General features: G+C 60.0%; 20 protein-coding genes and 1 pseudogene. 16 read left to right on the forward strand and 5 right to left on the reverse strand.

All coding sequences use genetic code 11. The features are described from left to right. Positions 1-2 precede the first annotated feature (2 nt). Positions 3-878, forward strand: a complete 876-nt coding sequence (locus CR155_RS00815) for a carbohydrate ABC transporter permease (RefSeq protein WP_102068111.1) — start codon at positions 3-5, stop codon at positions 876-878. Then, entirely contained in the window at positions 875-1,675 is an 801-nt protein-coding gene (locus CR155_RS00820; protein ID WP_102068112.1) for a carbohydrate ABC transporter permease, read from the forward strand. The genes CR155_RS00815 and CR155_RS00820 overlap by 4 nt, the downstream gene beginning before the upstream one ends. 33 nt (positions 1,676-1,708) lie before the next feature. Here the strand turns inward: CR155_RS00820 and CR155_RS00825 are convergent, their stop codons facing one another. Beyond that, positions 1,709-2,026, reverse strand: coding sequence for a hypothetical protein (locus CR155_RS00825; RefSeq protein ID WP_102068113.1), 318 nt, complete (start codon positions 2,024-2,026; stop codon positions 1,709-1,711). Positions 2,027-2,134: 108 nt separating this feature from the next. Beyond that, positions 2,135-2,482 (reverse strand): DUF1840 domain-containing protein, encoded by a 348-nt coding sequence (locus tag CR155_RS00830; RefSeq protein ID WP_102068114.1) that lies wholly within the window; start codon positions 2,480-2,482, stop codon positions 2,135-2,137. A 106-nt stretch (positions 2,483-2,588) separates the two neighbouring features. Between CR155_RS00830 and CR155_RS00835 the strand changes: the two genes are divergently transcribed. The 4 genes from CR155_RS00835 to CR155_RS00850 all read left to right on the forward strand — a co-directional run bounded on the left by CR155_RS00835 (position 2,589) and on the right by CR155_RS00850 (position 9,564). Continuing rightward, entirely contained in the window at positions 2,589-6,311 is a 3,723-nt protein-coding gene (locus CR155_RS00835; protein ID WP_102068115.1) for a phospholipase effector Tle1 domain-containing protein, read from the forward strand. A gap of 168 nt (positions 6,312-6,479) precedes the next feature. Beyond that, the gene (gene argS / locus CR155_RS00840; RefSeq protein ID WP_102068402.1) at positions 6,480-8,165 is read left to right on the forward strand and encodes an arginine--tRNA ligase; all 1,686 of its coding nucleotides are present in this window, start codon (positions 6,480-6,482) and stop codon (positions 8,163-8,165) included. A gap of 8 nt (positions 8,166-8,173) precedes the next feature. After that, on the forward strand, positions 8,174-8,854 hold the full coding sequence (locus CR155_RS00845; protein ID WP_102068116.1) for an SPOR domain-containing protein: 681 nt from the start codon (positions 8,174-8,176) through the stop codon (positions 8,852-8,854). Positions 8,855-8,937: 83 nt separating this feature from the next. Beyond that, a complete protein-coding gene (locus tag CR155_RS00850) occupies positions 8,938-9,564 on the forward strand; it encodes a thiol:disulfide interchange protein DsbA/DsbL (RefSeq protein WP_102068117.1) in 627 nt (208 codons plus the stop codon). A gap of 15 nt (positions 9,565-9,579) precedes the next feature. Here CR155_RS00850 and CR155_RS00855 read toward each other — a convergent pair whose 3' ends face one another. Continuing rightward, positions 9,580-10,782 carry a trans-sulfuration enzyme family protein gene (locus CR155_RS00855; RefSeq protein ID WP_102068118.1) on the reverse strand — a complete coding sequence of 401 codons (1,203 nt, stop codon included), beginning with the start codon at positions 10,780-10,782 and terminating at the stop codon, positions 9,580-9,582. Between the two features lie 63 nt (positions 10,783-10,845). On the opposite strand from CR155_RS00855, the gene CR155_RS00860 reads away from it, so the two are divergent. Next, the gene (locus CR155_RS00860) at positions 10,846-11,472 is read left to right on the forward strand and encodes a LysE family translocator (protein WP_102068119.1); all 627 of its coding nucleotides are present in this window, start codon (positions 10,846-10,848) and stop codon (positions 11,470-11,472) included. Positions 11,473-11,520: 48 nt separating this feature from the next. On the opposite strand, the pseudogene CR155_RS00865 reads toward CR155_RS00860, so the two are convergent. Then, a pseudogene (locus CR155_RS00865) lies at positions 11,521-12,579 on the reverse strand (MBL fold metallo-hydrolase); the annotation flags it as partial. An 86-nt stretch (positions 12,580-12,665) separates the two neighbouring features. Between CR155_RS00865 and CR155_RS00870 the strand changes: the two are divergent. The 6 genes from CR155_RS00870 to CR155_RS00895 all read left to right on the forward strand — a co-directional run bounded on the left by CR155_RS00870 (position 12,666) and on the right by CR155_RS00895 (position 21,192). Next, a complete protein-coding gene (locus CR155_RS00870; RefSeq protein WP_102068121.1) occupies positions 12,666-13,064 on the forward strand; it encodes a MerR family transcriptional regulator in 399 nt (132 codons plus the stop codon). A 125-nt stretch (positions 13,065-13,189) separates the two neighbouring features. Further along, positions 13,190-14,368, forward strand: a complete 1,179-nt coding sequence (locus CR155_RS00875; RefSeq protein ID WP_102068122.1) for an isovaleryl-CoA dehydrogenase — start codon at positions 13,190-13,192, stop codon at positions 14,366-14,368. 48 nt (positions 14,369-14,416) lie between these two features. Then, positions 14,417-16,300: a bifunctional isocitrate dehydrogenase kinase/phosphatase gene (gene aceK, locus CR155_RS00880; protein ID WP_102068123.1), complete on the forward strand. Its 1,884-nt coding sequence runs from the start codon at positions 14,417-14,419 to the stop codon at positions 16,298-16,300. After that, a complete protein-coding gene (locus tag CR155_RS00885; RefSeq protein ID WP_102068124.1) occupies positions 16,293-17,474 on the forward strand; it encodes an acetyl-CoA C-acyltransferase in 1,182 nt (393 codons plus the stop codon). Before aceK ends, CR155_RS00885 begins: the two co-directional genes overlap by 8 nt. Before the next feature lie 76 nt (positions 17,475-17,550). Beyond that, positions 17,551-19,158 (forward strand): carboxyl transferase domain-containing protein, encoded by a 1,608-nt coding sequence (locus CR155_RS00890; RefSeq protein WP_102068125.1) that lies wholly within the window; start codon positions 17,551-17,553, stop codon positions 19,156-19,158. A 15-nt stretch (positions 19,159-19,173) separates the two neighbouring features. Next, the gene (locus tag CR155_RS00895) at positions 19,174-21,192 is read left to right on the forward strand and encodes an acetyl/propionyl/methylcrotonyl-CoA carboxylase subunit alpha (RefSeq protein ID WP_102068126.1); all 2,019 of its coding nucleotides are present in this window, start codon (positions 19,174-19,176) and stop codon (positions 21,190-21,192) included. 39 nt (positions 21,193-21,231) lie between these two features. Here the strand turns inward: CR155_RS00895 and CR155_RS00900 are convergent, their stop codons facing one another. After that, positions 21,232-22,401 carry a DSD1 family PLP-dependent enzyme gene (locus CR155_RS00900; protein WP_102068127.1) on the reverse strand — a complete coding sequence of 390 codons (1,170 nt, stop codon included), beginning with the start codon at positions 22,399-22,401 and terminating at the stop codon, positions 21,232-21,234. 210 nt (positions 22,402-22,611) lie between these two features. Between CR155_RS00900 and CR155_RS00905 the strand changes: the two genes are divergently transcribed. The 3 genes from CR155_RS00905 (at position 22,612) to CR155_RS00915 (ending at position 26,754) form a co-directional block, all read left to right on the forward strand. Further along, positions 22,612-23,073 (forward strand): Smg family protein, encoded by a 462-nt coding sequence (locus tag CR155_RS00905; RefSeq protein WP_102068128.1) that lies wholly within the window; start codon positions 22,612-22,614, stop codon positions 23,071-23,073. A 14-nt stretch (positions 23,074-23,087) separates the two neighbouring features. Continuing rightward, positions 23,088-23,951 carry a tRNA glutamyl-Q(34) synthetase GluQRS gene (gene gluQRS / locus CR155_RS00910; RefSeq protein WP_102068129.1) on the forward strand — a complete coding sequence of 288 codons (864 nt, stop codon included), beginning with the start codon at positions 23,088-23,090 and terminating at the stop codon, positions 23,949-23,951. Between the two features lie 100 nt (positions 23,952-24,051). Then, complete coding sequence (locus tag CR155_RS00915; protein WP_102068130.1) at positions 24,052-26,754, forward strand: DNA topoisomerase III; 2,703 nt, start codon at positions 24,052-24,054, stop codon at positions 26,752-26,754. Positions 26,755-26,869: the final 115 nt, after the last annotated feature.

The raw sequence follows: 26,869 nt of genomic DNA on the forward strand, positions 1-26,869 counted from the left end.
ACATGAAAGTATCGCTACATGCGGTGTATGGCTGGCTGCTTCTGCTGCCGGCCATCGTGTTGCTTGCCGCCTTCACGCACTATCCCGCGCTGGCGACGCTTTGGCACAGCTTCTTTACGACGCCCAAGGCAGGCAGGCCGGCTTCCTTCGCCGGCTTGGATAACTACGCGGCGATGCGCGACGACCCGGTGTTCTGGCAAGCGCTATGGAATAACCTGTTTTTCGCGCTGGGCACCATACCGACATCGGTCGCCATTGCGCTGATCATGGCCTTGTGGGTGAATCGCAAGCTGGCCGGGCGTAGTCTCTTGCGCCTGGCCTATTTCACTCCCACCATCCTGCCCATGGTCGCCGTGGCCAATATCTGGCTATTCTTCTACACCCCGCAATATGGTCTTGTGGACCAGATCGCCGGCGTGTTCAATTTACCAGGCATGAACTGGCTGGGGAATCGGACAACGGCACTGCCGGCGCTTATGTTAGTGACCATCTGGAAAGAGGCCGGCTTCTTCATGATCTTCTACCTGGCCGCGCTGCAGCAGATCCCCCCTTCGTTGCGCGAAGCCGCCCTGCTGGAAGGCGCTAGCCGCTGGCAGTACTTCTCGCGCATATTGCTGCCACTGCTGATGCCGACCACACTGTTTGTCCTGATCAACGCGCTGATCAATGCGTTCCGCATGGTCGACCACGTTCTGGTCATGACCAAGGGCGGCCCGGACAATGCCAGCACGCTCCTGTTGTTCTACATCTATGAGGTGGGTTTCAGCTACTGGGACACGTCATACGCCGCAACACTTTCGGTCGTCCTGCTGCTGATCCTGTCCATTACCGCTATCCTGAAATTCCAATGGCTGGACCGCCGGACCCACTACCAATGACCCATAAACTCGACACTGTCGGCGCCTGGCTCCTGGGCATACTGTGGTTCCTGCCGCTGGCGTATACCTTGTGGGCCGCCTTCCATCCCTCGGCCTACTCCACTCACTTCGACCTTGCGGCGCCGCTGACACTGGAGAACTTCGTGGCGGCGTGGAGCATGGCGCCGTTCGGCCGCTATTTCCTGAACACCTTCATTCTTGTCACCATGGTGCTGGTGGCCCAGTTCATCCTCTCGACTCTCGCGGCGTATGCGTTCGCGCGCTTTGAATTCCGCGGGCGCGACGTCGTCTTCATGCTGGTCCTGCTTCAATTGATGATCATGCCGGACGTACTGATCGTAGAGAACTACCGCCTGATGTCCTGGCTGGGCGTGCGCGACACGATTTTTGCCGTGGGCCTGCCCTATTTTGCCTCGGCCTTTGGCATATTCCTTTTGCGCCAGACCTTCAAGACCATACCCCGCGAACTTGAAGAAGCCGCGCGCGTCGAAGGCGCCAGCCGCTGGCAGATCCTCCTGAAGGTGTATGTGCCGCTGGCCAAGCCGATTTACGTGGCCTATGGACTCGTGTCGGTCAGCTACCACTGGAACAACTTCCTGTGGCCATTGATCATCACCAATTCCGTGGAATCACGGCCATTGACGGTGGGGCTGCAGGTATTCGCCTCGACGGACCAGGGCATAGACTGGTCCATCATCACGGCGGCGACTCTACTGAGCGCCGCCCCTCTTTTGATTGCCTTCCTGTTGTTCCAGCGGCAATTCGTTCAGTCGTTCATGCGGGCCGGCATACGATAGCGGCCTGCTGTGGCCACCGTATCGCGCCCATGACTAGTAGCCCACCACGAGTCCGGGGAGATCCACGGTTATTCGGGATTTTTCCAGCGCCATCGCCGCCTGACGGGCGAATTCGCGAGCCGTGTCGCCATCGTTAGCTAGTTCGACATAACCAAGCGCGTCCGCCACGCCGAGTATCTTGTCCAGCATCAATACCTTGCCACTGGCGCGCAAGGGTTCGCAACCCAAACGGGTCCATGTCGTTTCAAACCACTCGCGCGCCGCCGACGAGGCGGCGCCCCCCGGCTCGACATCGACCGCCAGCTCTACCGATTGTCGGGCGTTGAAAATTACGGTGACCACACTGCGCATAAGCACTCCATTCAAGCATTTGAAGACCATGACCAGGCGCAAGCGTACGCAAAGCCAGTCTCAGTGACTGTCATATGAATGACAATGCCCCTTATCGCATCACGAGCGTTACCAGGTGGGCGCGGGTTCCCAGATGACATCGGCATCCTGCTCGCGCGAGAGCCGCAACATGGCCAGCAAGGGAAAGGCACGGCGCCGGAAGCTTACCGGCTGCGCAATAGGGTGCTCTTTCGAATCGTTGTCATCGGTGTGGTCGTCGGGATATTCAGATTCGACGTCGGCGGCAATGGCGGCTTCGATGCCTTTGATCGCAGCGTCGAGCTGGTCGCGTGTAATAACACCGCGCTCGGGCAGCGTATCGGTATAGGGCTTGCCAGCAGCCCGAAGAATAGGCAGAGCATGTTTCGAGAACATGAGCACTTCGGCAGCGGCCTTAGAGTGAAAGACAACTAACATATTCGGTTTCCCTCAATAGACACATCCATACACTACCCTAACTTCCGAATGCTGCCAAGCGGCACCATGGCGAGACCTGTTTCATTGGACTCGAGGTCGAATCGTAATGCGGAGACTGTCATGTTGTCTGCTCGTCCTGCTGGCATTGCCCGGCGTGCCTTACACCCGGGCGGCGGGCACTTGCGGCCCCTCGCTGCTGGGCCAGCCCTGCGCCACGGGCGGCCTTGCCGTGGCAAGCCGCCCCGAGCCCACTCTGAACCTGGGCGCCGGCAACCCCATACACATTGTCACTGGCAATAAATACCAGCAGGAAACCGACCTCCCTGCCAACCTAAGCACTCCCGGTATCGAGATCGTGCGCCACTACAACGCGCTGGACCGCCGCGCATCAACCGTGGGGATAGGATGGCAGCTTTCCTACGACACCCGGCTTGCCTACGCAGGCGACCGCTGGCAGATCATTCAGGCAGACGGAAGCCGTGTCGATTTCTTCGTCACTGCGGGCAAACCCACCGCCAATCAGTATGGAAAGCTGGAGTCCGTCGGCAAGGATAGGGTATGGACATGGCCCACCGGCAGGCAGTTGTGGTTCAACACAAGCGGCCACCTGGTGCGTCTGGCCGCGGGGCGGCACCTCGCGCTGAATATTGAACGAAATGTCCAGCCCGGGCCGCTGGAAGGAACAATAAGCAAGGTCAGCAACCAGCTGGGACACTCATTGTCATTTTCCTATCATGTCAGCGACGGGCGGGCGTATCTCGCCCATATCGACACCGCACTGGGACGCTTTCGATACCAGCACGAACCTTCCGCTACCGGCTCGTCGGGCCTGCAGCGTCTGACACAGCTGACCCGGCCGGATGGCATGCAAAGGCGCTACCTGTACGAACCGGCGTTGCAAGCAGGAAATGTCGGGGCGATCACCGGCATCGAGACCCTCTCAACCGACGCGTCGCAGGCGATACGCAGCCACAGCTGGGGCTACGATGACCGGGGAAGAGCAGTACTGTCCGTACACGGCGCGCCGTCAAGCCAGGTGGACAGGATCAACGTCCGTTATGTGCGGCAGGCCACGACGCAGCAAACCGGACTTACCGTCGTCACCAACGCCGATCAGCAGGAAACGCGTTTTGAAACAGCAATAAACGGCGGGCGTTTCGTCCTGACCAGCGTGACCGGGGCAGGATGCACGGGCTGCGCCCCGGTCGGAAGCACGGCGCGCTACGACCAGGATGGCAGGCTCACCACAATCAACGGCACACGCTTGGCGCGAGACGCCGCCGGCCGCATCCTCAGGCTGGCACCGCAACGTAGCGGTTGGCCAGAGCTGGCCTTGCATTATGATTCCCGGGGCCTTCGCAGCGCTTGGCATTCCAATTCAACAGGCACCGAGCGCATCCTCTACAACACCGACTCCCTGCCGGCGCAGCGCATCTGGGCCAACGCGGACAGCGTGCATTACCAGTACGACGCACTGCGCCGCCCGATCCGGCTGCTTGAAACGAATAAAAACGGCACACTGAAAACAACCCTGCGTTGGCGCGCAGACCGTTTGACGCATATACGCCACCCCAACGAAACAGAATCACGCCGGTACGATCGCGCGGGCCACCTGATCCACCGGAAGGTCGAGCGCCCGTCACAGTCGACCATGCCGCTGCGGTATTCCGAATCATTCAACTACGACGCGCAACACCGTCTGACACACCACCATTTACCCGAGGGCGGTTCGCTGGCCTATCGGTGGGGCGCCGACAGCCGTTTGCTGGGCATTACCTGGCACGATGCGCAAGGCATGGCACACACCGTGATAGAAAGTAAACCGGGAAATGCGGGCTATTGCCACGGGAATGGCCTATGTGTGCTTAGCACCAACGACAGCCAGGGGCAGGCCAGCCAATTAGCCGTATACCAGGGCGACCAGGCACTATGGTCATTGGCCCATGCCTACGACCAACAAGGCCGCCTGCGGCACGAACAGTACCAGACAAAAGTTCCAGGCGCGCACACCATGAACTGGCACTATGCCTACGACAAGAACAGCCGGCTTATCGGGGCTCAGGCCAGGCCAACATCCGATCCCAGTCCGGTCAGCAGCGGCACCCGCCTCTGGTATGCCTGGAACGATGATGGATCGCTGGCGGCAAGGCGTAGCCATGGCGTCACGCACAGGCCTTTCATCCGTCGCGATGCGTCCGGTCTGCCGGTGGCGTCTGGCGATACCGTGCTTGAATACGGCCCAAATCGTCGCCTCGTCGCCGTGCATCGCCCGGGAAAGGCGCCAACCCATTATCAGCACAATGCCTTCGGGCACCGTATCGCCCAGCAAAGCGAACATGGCACTATCCACTATCTTTATCTGAACAATCGACTGGTTGCCGAATCCCGTCCAGGTCCGGTAGCCGAAAACGTCAAGGCCAACACCACACTCACCATCACCCGCCGCTATATCTATGCCCACCATGTGCCGGTCGGCTTTATCGATTATCCAGACACAAGCCTGGGTACGGGTTCCGCACAGCTTTTCGCCGTCCATGCCGATTTTCTTGGTGCACCGCGCCTGGTGACCGACGCACGCCAAGCAATGCGCTGGCTGGCCAGTTATAGTCCAACAGGCGCCGCCACTCGCCTGGCTGGCGACCTTGAACTGGATCTGCGGCTGCCCGGGCAGGTTTTCGATCGCGCCACGGGCTGGCACGATAATGTCATGCGCACCTACGCGCCCGAAATCGGGCAGTACCTCGAACCCGATCCGCTGGGGCCCATACCCGGCAACCAGGCATTCGGCTACGCCGACCAGCAGCCGCGCCGCTATGTCGATCCGCTGGGACTGGTGCTTTTCGCCTTCGATGGAACCCGCAATGGACCTGAAACGCTTAGCAATGTGTGGAAGCTCAGCCAGGCGTACACAGACGGACCGGTCTACTACCATACCGGGCCTGGCAATTCCATGTACCTGGACTGGGACGGCGTCACCGGCCGGGATGCCCCGCAAATCATCGAAAACCAGTGGCAATCCTTGCTGAATACACTGGAACGTGCCGGCGACCGCAGGCAACAGGTGCCGATAGACATCATCGGCTATTCGCGCGGCGCCGCACTTGCCCGGCATTTTGGAAACCTGATCAACCAGCATACCCGCGACGGACTATTCTCCTATCGCGACGGTGCCAGGCGGTCCGTGTCCGCCTGCGTGGACCTGCGCTTCATGGGCTTGTTCGACACCGTGGCGCAATTCGGCATTGCCGGTTCGCATGACGCCAACTACGACCTGACCATCGCGCCAGCCTGGGCCTGGGTCGCGCACGCTGTCGCCTTGCATGAACGGCGCTGGATGTATCCGCTCACCATCGCGAGCGATGGCGGGGGCTATAACCTTGTCGAGGCACCGTTCATAGGTGCCCATGCCGATATCGGCGGAGGTGCCATGCGCAGGGATGATGGCCGGCCTTCCGTACGTGGCGACCTTGCGGACGTAACCCTCAACTGGATGCTGTGGCAGGCACGCGCCGCCTCGCTGCGCTTCGGCACCCTGGCGGAAGGTGACCGTGAAATTTCCGATCCCATCCTGCACGATGGGCGCTCTTCCATCGCCCGAACCATACAGAATGGCGACCGCCGCATCGATCAGGCCGATGGCTCCTTACTGCTCGACTATCAGGATGATCATGGCCAAATAGGACATACTCAGCGAGCCGCCACCGAGTCCATGATCGCCCGGCCGGAAAACTGGCGGACGCTGGATACCAGCGAAGTCGGTACGGTCGACATGTCGGGCTACGCGCAGTGGCTGCACGATGAACTGGGCTGGCAGGCAGTTCCTTCCTGACCGCAGGCTCCCATGGCGGCGGTTTCCAACATGGACTGCAAGGCAGTACCCGGGAAATCACGCTATCATTTAGCCCTTCCCGGCGTCTTGCGTCCTTTCGGCGTTGCTCCCAACGACCGAACATGCCCTGCGCGGGCTATGCTCCTCTCTTTTCAAGTACTACGTCTTATGCTTCCTGGGCAACAACAACAACTCATCTCCCTGATACAGGCTGCCGTGGGCCATATCCTGCCCGAAGCCGCGCCATCCATTCTGCTTGAGCGTCCCAAGGTGGCAGCCCACGGCGACATCGCCTGCAACGTCGCCATGCAACTGGCCAAGCCATCCAAGCGCAATCCGCGCGAGTTGGCCCAGGAAATCGTTTCGGCGCTGCTGGCCGACCCCGCAACGTCATCCTTGATCAGTTCCGCGGAAATTGCAGGCCCTGGTTTCATCAATTTCAGACTATCCGCTACGGCGCGGCAGGCCGTGCTGCATGTCATTGCGCAGGAAGGAATCCAGTTCGGCCACCGCAAGCCGAATCGCGAGAAATTGATGGTGGAATTCGTGTCGGCCAATCCAACGGGGCCCTTGCATGTGGGCCATTCCCGCCAGGCCGCACTCGGCGACTCCATGTGCCGCCTGTTTACGTCCCAGGGCTATGACGTCACTCGCGAGTTCTACTATAACGACGCCGGCAATCAGATCGATAACCTGGCCATCAGTGTCCAGGCACGCGCCAGGGATATCGCCCCCGATGCATCCGACTTTCCCGCCGATGGCTACAAGGGCGACTACATCATGGACATCGCCCGCGACTTCCAGTCCGGCGCAACGGTGGTGGGCACCGACGGGGTGTCTGTCACCGCCACCAAGAATCTTGACAGCCTGGACGATATCCGCTTGTTCGCCGTCGCCTATCTGCGCCGCGAACAGGACCTGGACTTGCAGGCCTTTGGTCTCAAGTTCGATAACTATTATCTGGAAAGCTCGCTGTATACCAGCGGACGAGTCGAGAAAACCGTACAGGCGCTCATCGCCGCCGGCCATACCTACGAAAGCGAAGGCGCACTGTGGTTGCGCACGACAGAACTGGGCACGGGCGACGACAAGGATCGTGTCATGCGCAAGTCCGAAGGCGGCTATACCTACTTCGTTCCAGACGTCGCCTATCACGTCACCAAATGGGAACGGGGCTTTCACCGCGCGATCAACATCCAGGGCACCGACCATCACGGCACCATTGCACGCGTGCGCGCGGGACTGCAGGCACTCGAAATAGGAATTCCAAAAGACTTCCCGTCCTATGTTCTTCACAAGATGGTCAAGGTCGTGCGCGACGGTGCCGAGGTCAAAATATCGAAACGCGCTGGAAGCTATGTCACCATGCGCGATCTGATCGACTGGGTGGGACAAGATGCAGTACGATTCTTCCTCAGCCAGCGGCGAGCCGACTCCGAATTTGTGTTCGATATCGATCTGGCCTTGTCGAAAAGCGAAGAAAACCCGGTGTACTATATTCAGTATGCGCACGCCCGGATTTGCTCCATGCTTGGCCAATCCGCCCACCTGGCAGACCAGATCGCCTTGGCGTCCATCGATAACCTAGTGGCACCGACCGAATTTGCACTGATGCAGCGCCTTGCCGAATACCCCAACACGCTTGCCCTGGCCGCCCAGGAACTTGCACCTCACCATCTGGCTTTCTGGCTGCGTGATTGCGCCGCCGATTTCCATGCCTGGTACAACGCCGAACGCGTCCTGGTAGACGACGACAAGCTGAAGCTTGCCCGCCTGCGGCTTGCCCACGCCACACGGCAAGTCATCGCCGGCGGCCTTGAATTACTTGGGGTCTCCGCCCCTGAAAGGATGTAACTCCCTTTATGGCCCGCAACAGTCGCAAATCATCAAGCTCGAAATCAGGCGGCAGTACCTTGTTCGGGGTACTGGTAGGCCTCATATTGGGCCTGGCCGCGGCCGTGGCCGTAGCGCTATTCGTCACCAAAGTGCCCATGCCTTTCGTGGACAAGGCCAGTCGCGATCCCGCCAAGACACTACTGCCCGACGTGCGCGATGCGCCCGATCCGAACCTGGGACTGTATGGCAAAAGCGGCGCTGCCGGCGTCTCGCCCACCGGCCCGACCGATACCGCGCCGGCCCCGTTGCCGGGCATCCCCCCGGCCAGCGGTCCGGCAGTCGGCACGGCCCCGAGTGCACCCGATAGTCTGGGCAACCTGATAGCCAGCCTCGGCAAGGCCGAACGGCCGGCCACCAAAGCGCCCGCCCCGGCAAAGCCGGTGCCCGGCACCGAGCCACCGCCTCCCGCTGCCAATAGCCAGACCTATTACCTTCAAGCCGGTGCCTTCCGGTCGGAAAACGATGCCGAAGCGGTCAAGGCCCGTATCCTCCTGATGGGCCTGCCTGTGCAGGTGCAAAAGGCGCAAGTGAATGGATCTACGATCAATCGCGTGCGCGTCGGTCCGTTCAAGGGTATCGATGAAATGAATCGCTCGCGGGCACGGTTGGGCGAAGAGAAAATTGCGTCATCCGTGATCCGCCAGTAAACCTGTCGACAGCGTGACGGGCCTGAACTTTTGCCCGTCGTCCCAGTCTTATGTGTACCTGTAATGTTCTGGAAAACAAATATATGTCGTTAAAAAACCTGTTTCTTCGTACCGTTGCTGTTATTGCCATCGGCTCCAGCGCACTCTTCGTGCCTGCCGCTCAGGCTCAAGACAAGGGCTATGTCACGGTTGAACCCGCTCAGCCTTCCGATACAACAGGCAAGATAGAAGTACTCGAGTTTTTCGCCTATAGCTGCCCGCATTGCAACACGCTCGAACCCATGGTCCAGACATGGGCCAAAACCCTGCCGGACAATGTCGTGCTCAAGCCGGTGCCAGTGGCATTCAACGCCAGCATGGCAGACCTCCAAAAGCTGTACTACTCGCTTGAAAGCCTGAACAGGCTCGACCTGCATCCTGAAGTTTTCAAGGCCATACATGGCGAGCGCAAACGCATTTACGACGCCAAGGGAATCACCGACTGGGTGGTGAGCAAGGGCGTGGACCGCAAGTCGTTCGAAGATGTGTTCAATTCCTTCGGCCTGCAGTCCAAGGTCACGCGCGCCAATGAACTGGCCAAGGCCTACAATATCGAAGGTACCCCCAGTATCGCGGTGGGAGGCAAGTATGTCACCTCGCCAACCCTGGCCAACAGCTATGAAGGCACCATCACCCAGGCACAGAAGCTGGTCGAGATGGTCAATGAATAAACGACGAACGCAGCGTCAGGCGCGGGCGGCGGCGCGCTCCAGCGCCTGACTCAGGTCCGCAATCAAGTCCCGGGTAGACTCCAGGCCGATGTGCAGCCGGACGATCGCATTATCGCTTGGCGTCCAGTATCCGTGCACTTGCAGCGCGCCGTGGTCCACCAACTGGACCAGACTTTCAAAGCCGCCCCACGAGAATCCAATACCGAACAACGTCAAGGCGTCGACAAAGCGGCGTGCCGCGGCGTCGTCGAGCCGGAGCTCGACAGCAAGCATGCCGTTGGATCCGGTGCAGTCCCGCTGCCATATCGCGTGACCGGGGTCGGCCGGCAGGGCCGGGTGATAGATGCGGACAACTTCGTGGCGCGAATTGAAAAAGTCGCATATTTCGAGGGCGTTCCGGGCGGTCTGCCGCATGCGTATCGGAAGCGTACGAACACCCCGTATGGCCAGCCAGGCGTCATCGGCGCTGATGGAATACCCCATGGCATAGTGCGTGTCGTTGATGCGCTGTATCAAGGCCGGGTCCTTGGCCATGACAGCTCCGAGCATCAGGTCCGAGTGGCCACCGACGTATTTGGTCCCCGCCACGATGGAAATGTCTGCGCCCAGTTCCAGCGGACGATAGATGTAGCCCGATCCCCAGGTATTATCGACGGCCAGGATCAGGTCATGTTCCTGGGCGAAGGCCGCCAACGCGGGGATATCCAACATTTCGAATAACAACGATCCTGGGGACTCAACATACAGGACTCGCGTATTGGGACGCAGCTGCGCCTTGAGTGCGTCAGGCGTTGCACGACAATACGTTGCTTCAATGCCCATGCGGCGCAGCACAACCTTGTCGAGATAGCGTACCGGTCCATACGAGCAGTCGGCCACGAGCACATGATCCTGGCTATTTAGCATGCTGAAAAAAGCCAGCGTAATAGCTGCGAGCCCGGACGAGGCGAGAAACGCCCGCTCGGCACCTTCAAGCGTGCAGAAGACATCCTCGAGCGCCGCATGCGTATCCATTCCGACGCGGCCATAGGTTACGCTGCGGTCACCTTTGGCCTTGGCCTGCTGGGCGCGATGGAGCGCGTCGAGATCCTGAAAACGTACGGTGCTGGTGCGCATTGCGGGAAGGGCGACCGGCGCGGCCCCATGGACAGGGTCAAATTCACCGATTCCAGTATGTTGCAGCAGTGTGTCAAGATCAGCGGGAATAGAATTGGCCATGGCGTATAGTTAGAAACTCGGATGGAGCAACGGGCTCAATCCTCAAGGATACCAAGAATCACCATGTTGACCTTCGAAGTGGCGGTTTCGTTTTTCAGCATAGCCGTATTGCTGGCCCTGGCGCCTGGTCCCGACAATCTGTTTGTGCTGATGCAATCGGCCTTATGGGGACGCGCCGCGGGAATGTTGGTGGTGTTAGGGCTTTGCACTGGGCTGATCGGGCATACCATTGCCGTGACGGCAGGATTGGCTGCCGTGTTCGCGGCATCGGAGGCCGCCTTCACGGTATTGAAACTGGCTGGCGCCGTTTACCTGCTCTATCTGGCCTGGGGCGCGTTCCATGCGCAAGCCGACGTGACGGATCAGGCAAGGCCAGCCAGACAAGGCAAGGCTCAGCTGTATCGTCGTGGCATCGTGATGAACCTGACCAATCCCAAGGTATCGCTTTTCTTCCTGGCCTTTTTACCTCAATTCACCCATACCGCGCGCGGGTCAGTCGCGATGCAAACGCTGGCCCTGGGCGGGCTCTTCATGCTTGCAACGCTACTGGTGTTTGGCGCCATAGCACTGTGTTCCGACCTGCTGGGCGAGCGCATCCAGCGTTCGCAACGTGCACAACGGCTGCTTAACCGCATTGCTGGCGTCGTATTCCTGGGGCTGGCGCTACGGCTTGCCTATATGCAGCGCTGACGGGCTGGCCAGTGGGCTGGCCAGTGAATCGGCGCTCGCGCTCCGCGTGAATCGGATGATGCCGTCGTCGCCAATGCTGCGCGTAAGCTTTCCTTCGAAATACAAGGCATGCAAATGGGCCAGCGCTTCGCCCATGGCGAAGGTCAGCTGATGCAAGTCCAGCTTGCGCTTGAACATGACGGGAAGAATATCCGTCGTACTCATCGCTGAGCTACAGGCGTCCAGCACTTCGGCCAGGCGTTCAGCATGATGCAGGTGCTGCTGGCCAACGCGCTCATGCAAGCCCCTGAACGGACGGCCATGGGAAGGCAGCACCAGCGTGTCTTCCGGCAGGTCGTCGTAGGCGCGCAGGGAATTCAGGTACAGCGGCAGAGGGTTGCTGTCGGGTTCGTAATCGAACACGCTGATGTTGGTGGAAATGCGCGGCAAAACCATATCGCCCGATATCAGCACGCGCAAAGTATCGCTGTACAAGGAAGCATGCTCGGGCGCATGCCCATAACCCACTATGATGCGCCAATCGCGACCACCTATCGAGACCCGGTCATCGTCCATGATGCGGTGAAAACGTGCTGGAACCTCGGGGACCAGGCCGGGGTAATAGTTGGAGCGTTCCCGTATCTTGTCTTGCGCCTCGGGATCGTTCAGGCCATGGCGGGTGAAATGGTCCACCGCCGACTGGCCATTGGGGCCGCCTGCCGCCATGCCGCCCACCGATGGACGCGACCACAGGCGGGCCACCGCATAGTCGGTCATGGTCATCCACAGGGGCGCGTTCCACTTGCGGCACAGCCAGTAGGCCAGGCCGATGTGATCGGGATGCATGTGCGTAACGATGACACGCAACACCGGAAGGCCGTCCAGCGCATTCTCGAATACTTGCTCCCATAAGGCCTTGACGTCATCGCGCGACACCCCGCAATCAACGATGGTCCAACCCTCGCGTCCATCGATCTTGTCGCGCAATAGCCAGAGATTGATATGGTCCAGGGCGAATGGCAATGGCATGCGTATCCAGCGGACGCCATCGGCAACAGTCAGGGCCGCCCCCGCGTCGGGCAGCGTATCGCCCCATGGGTAGGCCAGTTTTTGTTCATTCGGGTTCATGCTGTGTCTCCATTCTTATCGCAGTATGCCTGATCGACGTATTATGGCATCATAGTTTACGTTAACGTAAACTGCCAACACCCGCCATGACCAACCCTACCTGGACCATCTCCGAGCTCGCGCAAGAATTTTCCATCACGCCGCGCACTATTCGCTTCTACGAGGACCAGGGCATTGTCAGCCCCACCCGTGACGGACGCAATCGTGTTTATCATCCTCGCGACCGCACGCGGCTGAAGCTTGCACTGCGGGGCAAGCGCCTGGGCTTGCAACTCACCGAAATCCTCAGTCTGATCGACATGTACGACGGACCGGGAGCATCCATTGCACAACTGGAGCACTACCTGCAGGTACTGGGCCAGCACCGCGATGCATTGAAACGCCAGCGCCAGGATATTGACCTTACGCTCAAGGAAATCGCACAGCAGGAAAAAACCTGCCGGGTGTTGCTCGAGCAGAAACACGCCGGCGCATCGAGCGCGTAGCTGGCGGCGATCATCACACCCGCCTAACGACGCATTTACGTTTACGTAAACGTCATATAGAATTGTGCAAGACGAACGCCCGCTATCACAACGTGGCGTACCGTTTTCAAACTTGGAGACAAAACATGAATCTTCCCGGCCTCAATTTCGACCTGGGTTCCGACCTCGACATGCTGCGCGACGCAGTCCATGACTTCGCCCAGGCCGAGATCGCGCCGCGCGCCGCCGAGATCGACCGCAGCGACCAATTCCCCATGGATCTATGGCGCAAGTTCGGTGACCTGGGTCTCCTGGGCATGACCGTGGACGAAAGCTATGGCGGGGCGAATATGGGCTACCTGGCCCACATGATCGCCATGGAAGAAATTTCGCGGGCAAGCGCCTCGGTCGCACTGTCCTACGGCGCCCACTCCAATCTGTGCGTCAATCAACTGCACCGCAACGGCACCGCTGCACAAAAGGAGAAGTACTTGCCCAAGCTCGTTTCGGGCGAACACATTGGCGCACTGGCCATGAGCGAGCCAGGCGCCGGATCCGACGTCGTCAGCATGAAGCTGCGGGCCGATAAAAAGGGCGACCGCTATGTCCTGAATGGCAACAAGATGTGGATCACGAACGGGCCGGATGCGGACACGCTGGTGGTCTACGCCAAGACCGATCCAGCGGCAAAGCAGCGCGGCATCACCGCCTTCATCGTCGAGAAAGGCTACAAGGGATTTTCCATTGCCCAGAAGCTGGACAAGCTGGGCATGCGCGGCAGCCATACCGGTGAGCTGGTATTCCAGGACTGCGAAATACCCGAAGAAAACATACTGGGTGAGCTCAATGGCGGCGTAAAGGTGCTGATGAGCGGCCTGGACTACGAGCGCGCAGTACTGACGGGCGGGCCGCTGGGCATCATGCAGGCCGTCATGGACGTCGTCGTGCCGTATATTCATGATCGCAAGCAGTTCGGCCAATCCATCGGCGAATTCCAGCTTATTCAGGGAAAAGTCGCCGATCTGTACACCACGCTGCAGGCCAGCCGCGCCTTCTGCTACGCCGTGGGCAAGAACCTGGACAGGCTTGGTGCCGGCCACGGACGGGAAGTGCGCAAGGACTGTGCTGCCGTCATTCTGTATTGCGCCGAGAAAGCCACCTGGATGGCTGGCGAAGGAATACAAATACTGGGCGGTAACGGCTACATTAACGATTACCCCACAGGACGCCTGTGGCGCGATGCCAAGCTTTATGAAATCGGTGCCGGCACAAGCGAAATCCGCCGCATGCTGATCGGCCGCGAGCTTTTCAACGAAACGGCTTGACGCTCCCAAGGCCCAGTCGCCAGCGTCCAGCCGAACATAGGATGAGGCATGATTTTCGTCGGTGATCATCAACGTATCGAACAGGTATCGCGCCGCGGGCTATCGCCAGACGCCGTGGCCCGGACCATGCTCGACGGTTTCGATCGCCATTATGCCTTGTTCCGCTATAGTGCCCAGCGCGCCAAGGCCCTGTTTGAATCGGGCGACTGGCGCGGTATCCAGCAGTTGTCGCGTGAACGCATCGAGTACTACGACACGCGCGTGCACGAATGCGCCACGCTGCTGACAGCCGCGCTCAAAGACAGCGATGCCAGTCCAAGCGGTGCGTCTGCACAGCAAAGCCTGACACCGGCACAGATGGAATTCTGGCAATCCGTGAAGACCGGGTTCGTGGCCTTGCTGGCCGCCCACAGGCAACCCGAATGTGCGGAAACCTTCTTCAACTCGGTGTCATGCCGCTTGTTGCACCGGGACTATTTCCATAACGATTTCCTGTTCGTACGGCCCGCCATTGCCACCGAATACCTGGACAGCAGGTTGCCCTCGTACCGGGTCTATTATCCGGTCAGCGCCGGCCTGGAGAAGTCGCTCATCGCCATGGTGGCCGATTTCGGACTTGCCGCGCCTTTTGCCGATCTTCCCGCCGACACGCGCAAGGTCGCGCGCATGGCCTTGCGCCAGTTGCGGCGCGCCATTCCTGGCGACGCGGGCCAGCGCATAGCGCCGGACTGCCAGATCCATGTGCTGAATTCGCTGTTTTTTCGAAATAAGGGCGCATACATCGTCGGGCGCCTGATCAACCAGGGTACGACCTATCCATTCGCGATTGCACTGTTGCGCGCGCCTTCGGGCCACATACGGCTTGACGCCTTGCTGCATGCCCCCGACGATCTGAGCACGCTGTTCAGTTTCACGCGCGCTTATTTCCTGGTCGACATGGAAACCCCGGCGGCCTACGTCCATTTCCTGAGTTCGCTGATACCGCGCAAGCCCAGCGCCGAGCTCTATACCGCCATCGGACTGCAAAAGCAGGGCAAGACGCTTTTCTATCGCGACTTCCTGCATCATTTGTCACACTCCCATGATGCCTTCGATGTCGCACCCGGCATCCACGGCATGGTGATGATCGTTTTCACGTTGCCTTCTTACCCGTATGTGTTCAAGCTGATACGCGACCGCATTGCCAAAGACGGCATGGACCACGCCACCGTGCGACGAAAATACCAACTGGTGAAACGGCACGACCGCGTGGGTCGCATGGCCGATACCTGGGAATACTCGCAAGTGGCCTTACCGCGGGCGCGCTGTTCAGACGCCCTGCTGGCCGAGCTGCGCGAACAGGTGCCCAGTCTTCTGGAAGAGCGCGACGACAGCATCCTGTTGAATCATGTCTATATCGAACGGCGCATGACGCCGCTCAACCTGTATTTGGCACGGGCGTCCGACAATGCCCTGGAAGCGGCCGTGCTCGGCTATGGCAACGCCATACGCGAACTGGCCGCCGCGAACATCTTTCCCGGCGACATGCTGTTCAAGAACTTTGGCGTCACCCGTCTTGGGCGAGTTGTATTCTATGACTATGACGAGATCCAGCACATGACAGAAATGAACTTTCGGCACATTCCCCCGGCGCCCAATGAAGAGGCCGAACTGGCCAGCGAACCCTGGTATCCGGTGGGTCCCAACGATGTCTTTCCGGAAGAATTCCGTTTCTTCCTGCTGGGCGACCCGCGTGTGCGGGCGGCATTCCTGGAACACCATGCCGACCTGCTGAATGCTGACTGGTGGCAAGGCTGCCGCGAACGCGCGGTCCAGGGCCGCATCGAAGATATTTTTCCCTACCACCGGGACCGGCGCCTGGACGTAGCGGGTTCCAGTCTAACTGCCGGCACTCTTTCTTTTCCTTCAATTTCAGGAGCAAACCATGTCTGACCCCATTGTTTTAGTATCGGTTGCGCGCACCCCCATGGGGGCGATGATGGGCAGCCTCTCCGGCCTGGCCGCGCATGAACTGGGCGCCATCGTCATCAAGGCGGCCATCGAACGCGCCGGCATCCAGGGCGACGTCGTCAATGAAGTCATCATGGGCAACGTGCTGCAAGCCGGCCAGGGCCAGGCGCCCGCGCGCCAGGCTGCCCTGGGGGCCGGCCTGCCATTGTCCGTCGGTTGCACCACCATCCATAAAGTCTGCGGCTCGGGCCTCAAGGCGGCCATGTTCGGCCACGACATCATCATGGCCGGCAGCGCCGACGTCGTGGTGGCCGGGGGTCAGGAAAGCATGAGCAACGCCCCCTACCTGCTGCTGCGCGGTCGCCAGGGCTATCGCTATGGCCACTCCACCGTTTACGATCACATGGCGCTCGACGGCCTGGAAGACGCTTACCAGCGCGGGACGGCCATGGGCGTATTCGCTGAAGACTGCGCGGCGAAATACACCTTTACCCGCGAACAGCAGGATGCCTTCTCGCTTGAATCCCTGCGCCGCGCCCGCGCCGCCACCGAAGACGGCAGCTTCAAATGGGAGATCACGCCGGTCACCGTGGCAGGCCGCAAGGGCGATACCGTAATCGACACCGACGAAGGGCCAACCAAGGCCATGCCGGAAAAAGTGCCGACCCTCAAGCCCGCGTTCAAGAAAGACGGTACCGTCACCGCGGCCAACTCCTCGTCCATCTCTGATGGTGCTGCCGCCATGGTCCTTATGCGCGAATCCACCGCCAAGAAGCTGGGCGCCACTCCCCTGGCCCGTATCGTTGCCCACACTCAGCATTCGCAGGAGCCGGCCTGGTTCACGACCGCTCCGGTCAGCGCCATCCAGAAGTTGCTGACCAAGACTGGCTGGAGCGCTGGGGACGTCGACCTGTATGAAATCAACGAAGCGTTCGCTGTCGTGACGATGGCAGCGATGACCGAACTGAAACTGCCCCACGAGAAAGTGAATATCCATGGCGGTGCCACGGCACTGGGCCACCCCATCGGTGCTTCGGGTGCGCGCCTGCTTACCACGCTTGTCGGAGCTTTGCGTAAAACTGGCGGCAAGCGCGGTGTGGCCTCCCTGTGCATAGGCGGTGGCGAAGCCGTCGCCCTGGCTATCGAAATGGTCTAGGAGCATGGTCCTCGGCCTGTACGTGGCGCCGCGGCTGGGCCGCGCGCCATCTCTTGCTTTTTAGGAATAGCAATCAATGCCGGTAATCGAATCCCGGATCAATCCGCGGTCGCAAGCATTCGTGGACAATGCCCGCGTCATGCAGGAACAGGTCGATGACCTGCAACAAAAGCTATTGAAGACCGCAATGGGCGGCAGCGAGTCGGCGCGCGCAAAGCATCTTGCACGCGGCAAACTGCTGCCTCGGGATCGGGTGGAACGGCTTCTGGATCCCGGTACGCCCTTCCTGGAGCTTTCCCCCATGGCAGCACACGATGTCTATGGCAACGAAGCGCCGGGCGCGGGGTTGATCACGGGAATCGGGCGTGTCTCGGGCATCGAATGCATGATCGTGTGCAATGACGCCACGGTCAAAGGCGGCACCTATTATCCGCTCACAGTAAAAAAGCACCTGCGCGCCCAGGAAATCGCACAGCAAAACAAATTGCCTTGTGTCTATCTGGTCGACTCCGGGGGCGCCAACCTGCCCAATCAGGACGAGGTGTTTCCTGATCGCGATCACTTCGGGCGCATTTTCTACAACCAGGCCGTCATGTCGGCCGCTGGCATAGGCCAGGTCGCCGTGGTGATGGGGTCATGCACCGCCGGCGGCGCCTACGTGCCGGCAATGAGCGATGAATCCATCATCGTCAAGAACCAGGGCACGATCTTCCTCGCCGGGCCGCCACTGGTCAAAGCGGCGACCGGTGAAGTGGTCAGCGCCGAAGACCTTGGCGGTGGCGACGTGCATACCCGCCTGTCGGGCGTGGCCGACCACCTGGCCAATAACGACCTGCATGCCCTGTATCTCGCGCGCAATGCGGTGGCCAGGCTGAATCATCAGAAGCCGGTGCAGTTGCGCCGCAAGGCTTTCGCCGAGCCGTTGTACGACCCGCAGGAGCTCAACGGCATCATTCCCGCCGACACCCGCAAGCCCTACGATGTGCGCGAGGTCATCGCGCGCATCGTCGACGGCTCCGAGTTCGACGAATTCAAGGCGCGCTTCGGCACCACGCTGGTCACTGGCTTCGCCCACATCCACGGCATGCCGGTTGGCATCATCGCCAACAACGGCGTGCTCTTTTCCGAGGCCGCGCAGAAAGGCACACACTTCATCGAACTGTGCTGCCAGCGCAAGATTCCATTGGTTTTCCTGCAGAACATCACCGGCTTCATGGTGGGCCGCAAATATGAAAACGAAGGCATTGCGCGCCATGGCGCAAAGATGGTCACCGCCGTATCCACTGCGGCCGTTCCCAAGTTCACCATACTCATAGGCGGATCCTTCGGTGCCGGAAACTACGGCATGTGCGGGCGTGCCTTCGGCCCGCGACTGTTGTTCCTGTGGCCCAACGCCCGTATTTCGGTCATGGGCGGCGAGCAGGCGGCCAGCGTGCTGGCTACAGTGCGCCGCGACGGCATCGAGGCCAGAGGCGGCCAATGGAGCACCGAGGACGAAGCGGAATTCAAGGCGCCCATACGCGCGCAATACGAAAAAGAAGGCCACCCTTACTATGCGACGGCGCGCTTGTGGGATGACGGCATCATCATGCCGGCCAATACCCGCCGGGTGCTCGCGCTAGGGCTGTCCGCCGCACTGAATGCCCCCATCGAGGACACACGTTTTGGCGTGTTCCGCATGTAATCCCAAGGAGTCGATGTGTTCACCACTTTACTGATTGCCAATCGGGGCGAAATTGCATGCCGGGTCGCCGCCAGCGCCCACCGCCTGGGCGTGCGCACCGTTGCCGTTTATTCCGACGCCGATGCCAATTCGCGTCATGTCGCCGCCTGCGATACGGCCGTGCATATTGGCGCGTCGGAACCCCGCGCCAGCTATCTGCGCGCGGACGTCATTCTCGATGCGGCCCACCGGACAGGTGCGCAGGCCATACATCCCGGTTATGGCTTTCTGTCGGAGAACGAAGGCTTTGCACAGGCCTGCGCTGATGCCGGAATTATCTTCGTCGGGCCGCCCGTCAGCGCCATTGCCGCCATGGGCAGCAAATCGGCAGCCAAGACGCTCATGGAGAAAGCGGGTGTGCCGCTCGTGCCCGGCTACCATGGCGACAACCAGGACCCTGGCTTTCTTCAGTCCCAGGCCGACATCATGGGATACCCAGTGCTCATCAAGGCAAGCGCCGGCGGGGGCGGAAAAGGCATGCGCATCGTGGAATCCAGTGCTGCCTTCGGCGATGCACTGGCATCATGCAAGCGCGAAGCAGCCAGCAGCTTCGGCGACGAAAAGGTGCTTATCGAGCGTTATCTGCAAAAGCCGCGTCACATCGAGATCCAGGTCTTTGCCGATACGCAGGGCAACTGCCTGTACCTGTTCGAGCGCGATTGCTCGGTTCAGCGTCGCCACCAGAAAGTCATCGAAGAAGCGCCCGCCCCTGGCATGACCGCCGCACGCCGGCGTGCCATGGGCGAAGCCGCCGTGGCCGCCGCGCGCGCGGTGGGCTATGTAGGCGCCGGCACCGTCGAATTTATTGTCGAACCCGATGGCTGCTTCTACTTCATGGAAATGAACACACGGCTGCAGGTCGAGCACCCGGTCACCGAAATGATCACCGGCCATGACCTGGTCGAATGGCAGCTGCGCGTCGCGGCCGGCGAAGCCTTGCCCGTCACCCAGGAGCAACTTTCCATTACCGGGCATGCCATCGAGGCACGCATCTATGCCGAGAATCCCGAAAAGGGCTTCCTGCCTTCCATCGGGACACTGACCACGCTGAACTTTCCGCCTCATGCCGCCTTCCAGAACGGGGATATCCGGATCGATGGCGGGGTGCGGGCCGGCGACACCATTACACCGTTCTACGATCCCATGATCGCCAAGCTGATTGTGCGCGGGGCCGACCGCGACCAGGCACGGGCGCGCATGGTGCAGGCCCTGGGTGAGATCCAGGGCGTAGGTGTACAGACCAATATTGCCTTCCTGCGGAGGCTGATGGTGGACGAGGCCTTCGCCAGTGCGGACCTCGACACCGGCTTGATCGACCGCCAACAAGATAGCCTTTTCCCTCCTGCGGCGCCTGTTCCCGACAGCACGCTTGCATTGGCAATAGCGGCCCTGTTGGCCAGGCAAGGACTGGCGCAATCAGCCGTTAAACAGAATACGGTGCACGTGGATCCGTGGGCCCAGGCGGATGGCTGGCGCATCAATGGCAGCTACCGACAGGTGTTTTCCCTGCTGGAACACGACGCTCTGCGCGATGTGCACATCACCCGTAGCGGCCAGGCATGGACTTACACCCACAATGACCAAGCCCAATCGTTCGAATGGCACACCGAAGCGCTTGCACCCCGCCAGTATCGGGTGCGCGTGCGGCTGGATAGCTCGGATGCCTCGGCCAACGTTGTGCTCCATGGTGAAAGCGTGCATGTATTTGCCGATGGCGTCGTGCAAGTGCTGCACGTTCACGACGCCGTGGCGCATGCCCAGGAGGACTCCAACGAGCACAAAGGCGGCCTGACCGCCCCGATGCCCGGCAAGATCATATCCATCTCGGTCAGGGCCGGCGACAAGGTCAAGAGTGGCGATGCCCTGCTGGTCATGGAGGCCATGAAAATGGAACACACCATTCATGCGCCATCGGACGGCACTGTCGAGGAATTGTTCTTCGACGTCGGCGATCAGGTCAGCGACGGCGCCGAACTGATCGCCCTGACGGACTAGACACAATGTATTAGCCTGCCGAGCCTCAAGCGACGCGGGTTAACGACTTAAACCCCGGGCGCTGATGGGCCACAACGCTTCGACATGCTGGCCGCGCACCGCCACGATGCAGTCATGCAGGTTAAAGGTGGGATCGCAATGCCCGGGTATCAGCCGCAGCTGCATACCGACTTCGGGGCGGCTGCGTCGGTTGTCGGCCAGCAATATGCAGTGCTCGTCGTGCACGGCCACGCAACGCAAATCGTGGCGGTCCGCGACTTGCGGCGCGCCGCTCTCGGCACTGGTGGATTTCAAGCCGAGATCGACCACCGCCCGGTCCGGCGTGGGCGTGCTCATGACTGTGCCAAGCAGAAACAGGCTATGCCGGAACGACAGGGCATTGCCCCAGTCGATGCCGGCATAGTCGGTGTCCATGAAAGCATAGGAACCGGCCTGTATCTCGGTATACACCTGGCTGGCCACATCGAATGCCGCCGTACCGGTGCCACCGCCACTGACGATCGGGCATTCAATTCCTGCCCTGGCGAAGGCATCAAGATAGCCGCGTATCGCGCGCACCGTCTTTTCGGCCGCCTTCTGCCGCTGATCCAGCGACCTTTTGTGCTGCACCCCGCCATGGTAAGCCTGCAGGCCCACGAAAGTGATGTTGGGCAACTTCTGTACAAGGCGCGCCAGGGATATCGCCTCGTCAGGAGTTTGGACACCGCAGCGCTTTTGCCCGACGTCGATTTCAACCAGAACGCGCACGCTGGCCTCGTATTCCACCATCATCGAGGACAACGCTTCGACCGCGCGAACATTATCGACACAGACTGACATGTGGGCCTGCCGTGCCAGCCGTGCCAGCAAAGCCAGCTTAGGGACGCCGATGACTTCATTGCTGATCAGGATATCGCGCACGCCCGCAGCCACAAAGGGTACGGCTTCAGATACTTTCTGGCAGCATATGCCGCTGGCGCCCAATGCCACCTGCCGGATTGCGATCTCGGGACACTTGTGGGCTTTGGCATGCGGTCGCAGCGCCACACCGTGCCGCTCGGCGAGTACCTGCATGGTCCGCAAATTGTCTTCAAAGGCATCCAGGTCCAGGATCAGGCTGGGCGTATCGACGGCCGCGAGGGGATCGCCCGGACGAGCCGCAGGTGGAATGGCGATCGTGCTGGCCTGCGGCGGATCGGTCTCGCGTACCGCGTGTTGAACCTCTTCCATGGACACCCCCAAAAGTAGTAATTGACTGCACCTTTCTGCCTAGATAGCCGTCGGCCACAGCATTCAGCAGCGTCTGCTGGCAACAACAGCCCGATTTGCCCGGGATGACAAATCAGCGTAAAGTCATCATAACTTTACCGGTTAAGCTTTTATCTACTCACTGACTTTCGCACACGCAAAGACTTTCGCAAACGGCAACCGGAATCGCATATGTTCGATATATTGGTTTACTTGTTCGAAACTTACTATACACCCCAAGCGTGTCCCGAGGCCGATGTGCTGGCGCACAAGCTTGCCGCAGTGGGTTTCGAAGACGAAGACATCAACGACGCCTTGGGCTGGTTGCACGGGCTGGCTCAAACCACGGAAGAATGTGGTCAGCTGGCCAAGAACCCGCAAGGCGACAGCCGCCGCGTATTCACCGACTATGAATACCGCACGCTCGGCACCGAAGCCATCGGTTTCATAGCGTTCCTCGAGAATTCGGGCGTCCTGCCGACCGTCCTGCGCGAAATACTTATCGACCGGGCCCAGGCAACCACCGAATCCCCGATCTCCCTTGAAAAAATCAAGATTATCGCGCTCATGGTTCTGTGGAGCCAAGAGGCCGAAGTCGACCATCTGGTTTTTGAAGAGTTATTGGCCGACGACCCGGCGCGCTTATCGCATTAAACAGGCATTGCTGCATGGCGCTGGAAGTACAAGGCGGTAAACGTCCCTATATCGGGCGATTCGCACCGAGTCCAACCGGCCCATTGCACGACGGCTCCCTGCTTGCCGCGATGGCAAGCTTTCTTGATGCCCGCGCCCATCACGGCAAATGGCTGCTGCGCATCGAGGACATCGATACGCCTCGTGTCGTGCCGGGCGCAGATCAGATCATAATGACCCAGCTGAGGGCCCTGGACATGCACTGGGACGAACCCCCGACCTGGCAATCCCGAAATATGGATCGCTATCAGGCGGCATTCGACACGCTCATGGCGGAACACCTCGTCTACGGCTGTGCCTGCACCCGCCAGGAACTTCCTTGGGGTGCGTATCCCGGCACCTGTCGGGAGGGTCTGCCTGCCGGACGTCAGGCGCGGGCATGGCGCTTCAAGGTTCCGCCCGGCATGGAGCGCTTTCATGATCGCTGGCAAGGCCCCCAGGAGCAGGACGTCGCTGGCGAAATCGGCGACTTCATCGTGCGGCGTGCCGACGGCCTGTGGGCCTACCAGATGGTGGTGGTCGTCGACGATGGCGCACAAGGCATAAGCGACATCGTGCGTGGCGAAGACCTGCTCGATTCGACGGCACGCCAGCGCGTCCTGGCACGGCACCTGCATATCGACTACCCTCGTGTCATGCACATCCCGGTGCTCATGGACGACGACGGACGCAAGCTGTCGAAGCAGAACCATGCCGAACCGCTGGACATCGCGCATCCGATGCACACCTTGAATCAGGCATGGCAGGCCCTGGGCTTTCCGCCCGTGGTCGCCAGCGATCTCGCATCGTTCTGGGCGACCGCCAAATCACAATGGGCCAAGCGTTTTAGTGTATCGTGACGCCGCTAGGGGTCGTTTTGATTACACTCGACTTGCATAGTGCGAATATCACCTCTTATGATCCGCGCTATTGCTGCTGAAATGCAGTCACTGGAAACTCATGAATAAAACGTTGATTATTGCCGAGAAACCCTCGGTAGCTCTGGATATTTCCCGCGCCTTGGGAGGATTCACCCGGGAGGGCGATTACTTTGAAAGCGATCGATTCGTGCTGGCATCGAGCATCGGACACTTGCTCAGCCTTGTCGCGCCCAACGATCCCGTGCGTGGAAAATGGAGCTTCGCGCATCTGCCAGTAATCCCGCCCCAATTCGAGCTCGGACCCACGGACAAGCGCTCGGCCGAGCGCCTGAAGCTGCTGGTCAAGCTGCTCAAGCGCAAAGACGTCGACGCCGTCATCAATGCATGCGACGCGGGCCGTGAAGGCGAGCTGATCTTCCGTTATATCGTGCAATTTTCCGGTATCAAGAAGCCCGTCACCCGTCTCTGGTTGCGTTCCATGACCCAGGCCGCCATCAGGGAAGCCTTTGATAACCTGCGCGACGACGACACCATGAAACCGCTCGAAGCCGCGGCGCGTTCGCGCGCCGAAGCGGACTGGCTGGTCGGCATCAACGGCACCCGCGCCATGACGGCCTTTAACAGCAAAGACGGCGGCTTCTTCAAAACACCGGTCGGACGGGTCCAGACACCCACGCTGGCCATCGTGGCAGAACGTGAAGAACGCATACGCAAATTTGTATCCCGCGACTATTGGGAGGTGCATGGCACTTTTGTCGCGGCTGCCGGGTTGTACACCGGTCGCTGGTTCGATCCCAAGTTCGTGAAAGATGATCGCGATCCGGAACGGCGCGACTCCCGGCTATGGTCGCAAACGGCGGCACAGACCATCGTCACCGCTTGCCGCGATCAACCAGGGCGCGTAAGCGAGGAATCCAAGCCATCAACGCAAATATCACCGGCGCTCTTCGATCTGACCTCGCTGCAACGCGAAGCCAACTCCCGTTTCGGGTTTTCGGCCAAGACCACGCTCAGCCTGGCGCAAACCCTGTACGAGCGCCACAAGGCGTTGACCTATCCGCGTACCGACTCGCGCTACTTGCCAGAAGACTATATCCAGACGGTTCAACAGACCATGCAGGCACTGGCTGAAGGCGGTTCGGCAGCGGCGGCCAGCGTGCGACCGTTCGCAGAGACAGTCTGCAAGCAGAACTGGGTCAAGCCCAACCGGCGCATTTTCGACAATAAAAAAGTCTCGGATCACTTTGCGATCATCCCCACGCTGCAGATCCCACGCGAACTCAGCGATGCCGAAACCAAGATCTACGAACTCATCACCAAACGCTTCCTGGCCGTGTTTTTTCCCGCTGCCGAGTTTCGCCTGACGACGCGCATCACCGAAGTGTCAGGGCATCACTTCAAAACCGAGGGCAAGGTGCTGGTCACCCCCGGCTGGCTTGCCATCTATGGCCGCGAAGTCCAGGGCGACGACACCAATCTGGTGGCTGTCGTGGAAGGTGAAAAGGTCAAGACCGAAGACGTCGAAGCCAAGGGCCTGGCGACCAAGCCCCCGGCGCGGTTCAACGAAGGTACGCTTTTGTCCGCCATGGAAGGCGCCGGCAAACTGGTCGACGACGAGGCTTTGCGTGAAGCCATGTCCGAGCGGGGCCTGGGCACGCCGGCGACACGGGCCGCCATTATCGAAGGCTTGCTCAACGAAGGTTATCTGCGCCGTGAAGGACGCGACCTCATCCCCAGTGCCAAGGCTCGCCAGTTGATGACGCTGCTGTCCGGGCTGGGAGTGAATGAACTCACATCGCCTGAATTGACGGGCGAATGGGAACATCGCCTGAAGCAGATCGAGCAACGCGAATTGGACCGCGACGAGTTCATGCGTGAAATTGCACAGATGACACAGGTTATCGTCAAGCGCGCCAAGGAATACGAGCGCGATACGGTTCCTGGCGATTACGCAACGCTCAGCACGCCTTGCCCCAAATGCGGCAGCGTGGTGAAAGAGAACTACCGACGCTATGCCTGCACCAGCTGCGATTTTTCCATCGGCAAGCACCCGGGCGGACGCACCTTTGAGATACCTGAAGTCGAGGAACTGCTGACCAAGCGCGAGCTGGGTCCACTGCCCGGCTTTATCAGCAAGATGGGCAGGCCATTTGCCGCGCTGTTGCGTATTACGGATGAATATAAACTGGAATTCGACTTTGGCCAGAAGGACGACAATGACACGGAGCCTGTCGATTTTTCCGAGAAAACTGCCTTGGGTCCTTGTCCGAAGTGCAGCGCCAGCGTGTACGAATACGGTATGAACTATGTATGCGAGAAATCGGTGGGGCCTGAAAAGTCCTGCGACTTCCGAAGCGGCAAGATGATACTGCAGCAGGAGATCGCGCCGGAACAGATTCAGAAGCTGTTGTCGACGGGCAAGACGGATCTGCTGGAAGGCTTTGTGTCGAGCCGGACGAATCGAAAGTTCAAGGCGTATCTGGCCAAGCAGGAAAGTGGCAAGATCGGGTTCGAATTCGAGCCCCGGCCTGAAAAGCCGGGGAAAAAGACGGCCACGAAGACTGCTACCAAAACTGCCGCCAAGACCGCTGTAAAGAAAGCGACGAAGACAGCCGCTAAGTCGGCGGTGAAGAAAGCGGCGGCCAAGACCGCGACGAAGACGGCTACGAAAACAGCTACGAAGGCAGTCGCCAAGAAAGCGGCGAGCAAAACGGCTGCGAAGAAGGCGGTGAAGACGGCCGTTGTTGCAGCTGACGTGAACGACGACGATCCGCCGTTTTAAGGGAACAAGGCTATTGAACATGCCCTGACGTCGTCAGGGTGAACAAATAGGCCCACGATTCTTTATATCGATTGTCTAGGTCGGAGGTGCCGGGGTTGAACGCATAACTGCAGCT

This window comes from Pollutimonas nitritireducens, from assembly GCF_002849615.1.
Classification (GTDB): Bacteria; Pseudomonadota; Gammaproteobacteria; order Burkholderiales; family Burkholderiaceae_B; genus Pollutimonas; species Pollutimonas nitritireducens.

Coding starts and splice junctions, on each gene's coding strand:
- CR155_RS00835 (WP_102068115.1), top strand. CDS start 2,589: ATGCGGAGACTGTCATGTTGTCTGCTCGTCCTGCTGGCATTGCCCGGC.
- CR155_RS00890 (WP_102068125.1), top strand. CDS start 17,551: ATGCCGGTAATCGAATCCCGGATCAATCCGCGGTCGCAAGCATTCGTG.
- CR155_RS00870 (WP_102068121.1), top strand. CDS start 12,666: ATGACCAACCCTACCTGGACCATCTCCGAGCTCGCGCAAGAATTTTCC.
- CR155_RS00900 (WP_102068127.1), bottom strand. CDS start 22,401: ATGGAAGAGGTTCAACACGCGGTACGCGAGACCGATCCGCCGCAGGCC.
- CR155_RS00825 (WP_102068113.1), bottom strand. CDS start 2,026: ATGCGCAGTGTGGTCACCGTAATTTTCAACGCCCGACAATCGGTAGAG.
- CR155_RS00885 (WP_102068124.1), top strand. CDS start 16,293: ATGTCTGACCCCATTGTTTTAGTATCGGTTGCGCGCACCCCCATGGGG.
- CR155_RS00845 (WP_102068116.1), top strand. CDS start 8,174: ATGGCCCGCAACAGTCGCAAATCATCAAGCTCGAAATCAGGCGGCAGT.
- CR155_RS00915 (WP_102068130.1), top strand. CDS start 24,052: ATGAATAAAACGTTGATTATTGCCGAGAAACCCTCGGTAGCTCTGGAT.
- aceK (WP_102068123.1), top strand. CDS start 14,417: ATGATTTTCGTCGGTGATCATCAACGTATCGAACAGGTATCGCGCCGC.
- CR155_RS00830 (WP_102068114.1), bottom strand. CDS start 2,482: ATGTTAGTTGTCTTTCACTCTAAGGCCGCTGCCGAAGTGCTCATGTTC.
- CR155_RS00875 (WP_102068122.1), top strand. CDS start 13,190: ATGAATCTTCCCGGCCTCAATTTCGACCTGGGTTCCGACCTCGACATG.
- CR155_RS00850 (WP_102068117.1), top strand. CDS start 8,938: ATGTCGTTAAAAAACCTGTTTCTTCGTACCGTTGCTGTTATTGCCATC.
- CR155_RS00815 (WP_102068111.1), top strand. CDS start 3: ATGAAAGTATCGCTACATGCGGTGTATGGCTGGCTGCTTCTGCTGCCG.
- CR155_RS00855 (WP_102068118.1), bottom strand. CDS start 10,782: ATGGCCAATTCTATTCCCGCTGATCTTGACACACTGCTGCAACATACT.
- argS (WP_102068402.1), top strand. CDS start 6,480: ATGCTTCCTGGGCAACAACAACAACTCATCTCCCTGATACAGGCTGCC.
- CR155_RS00860 (WP_102068119.1), top strand. CDS start 10,846: ATGTTGACCTTCGAAGTGGCGGTTTCGTTTTTCAGCATAGCCGTATTG.
- CR155_RS00820 (WP_102068112.1), top strand. CDS start 875: ATGACCCATAAACTCGACACTGTCGGCGCCTGGCTCCTGGGCATACTG.
- gluQRS (WP_102068129.1), top strand. CDS start 23,088: ATGGCGCTGGAAGTACAAGGCGGTAAACGTCCCTATATCGGGCGATTC.
- CR155_RS00905 (WP_102068128.1), top strand. CDS start 22,612: ATGTTCGATATATTGGTTTACTTGTTCGAAACTTACTATACACCCCAA.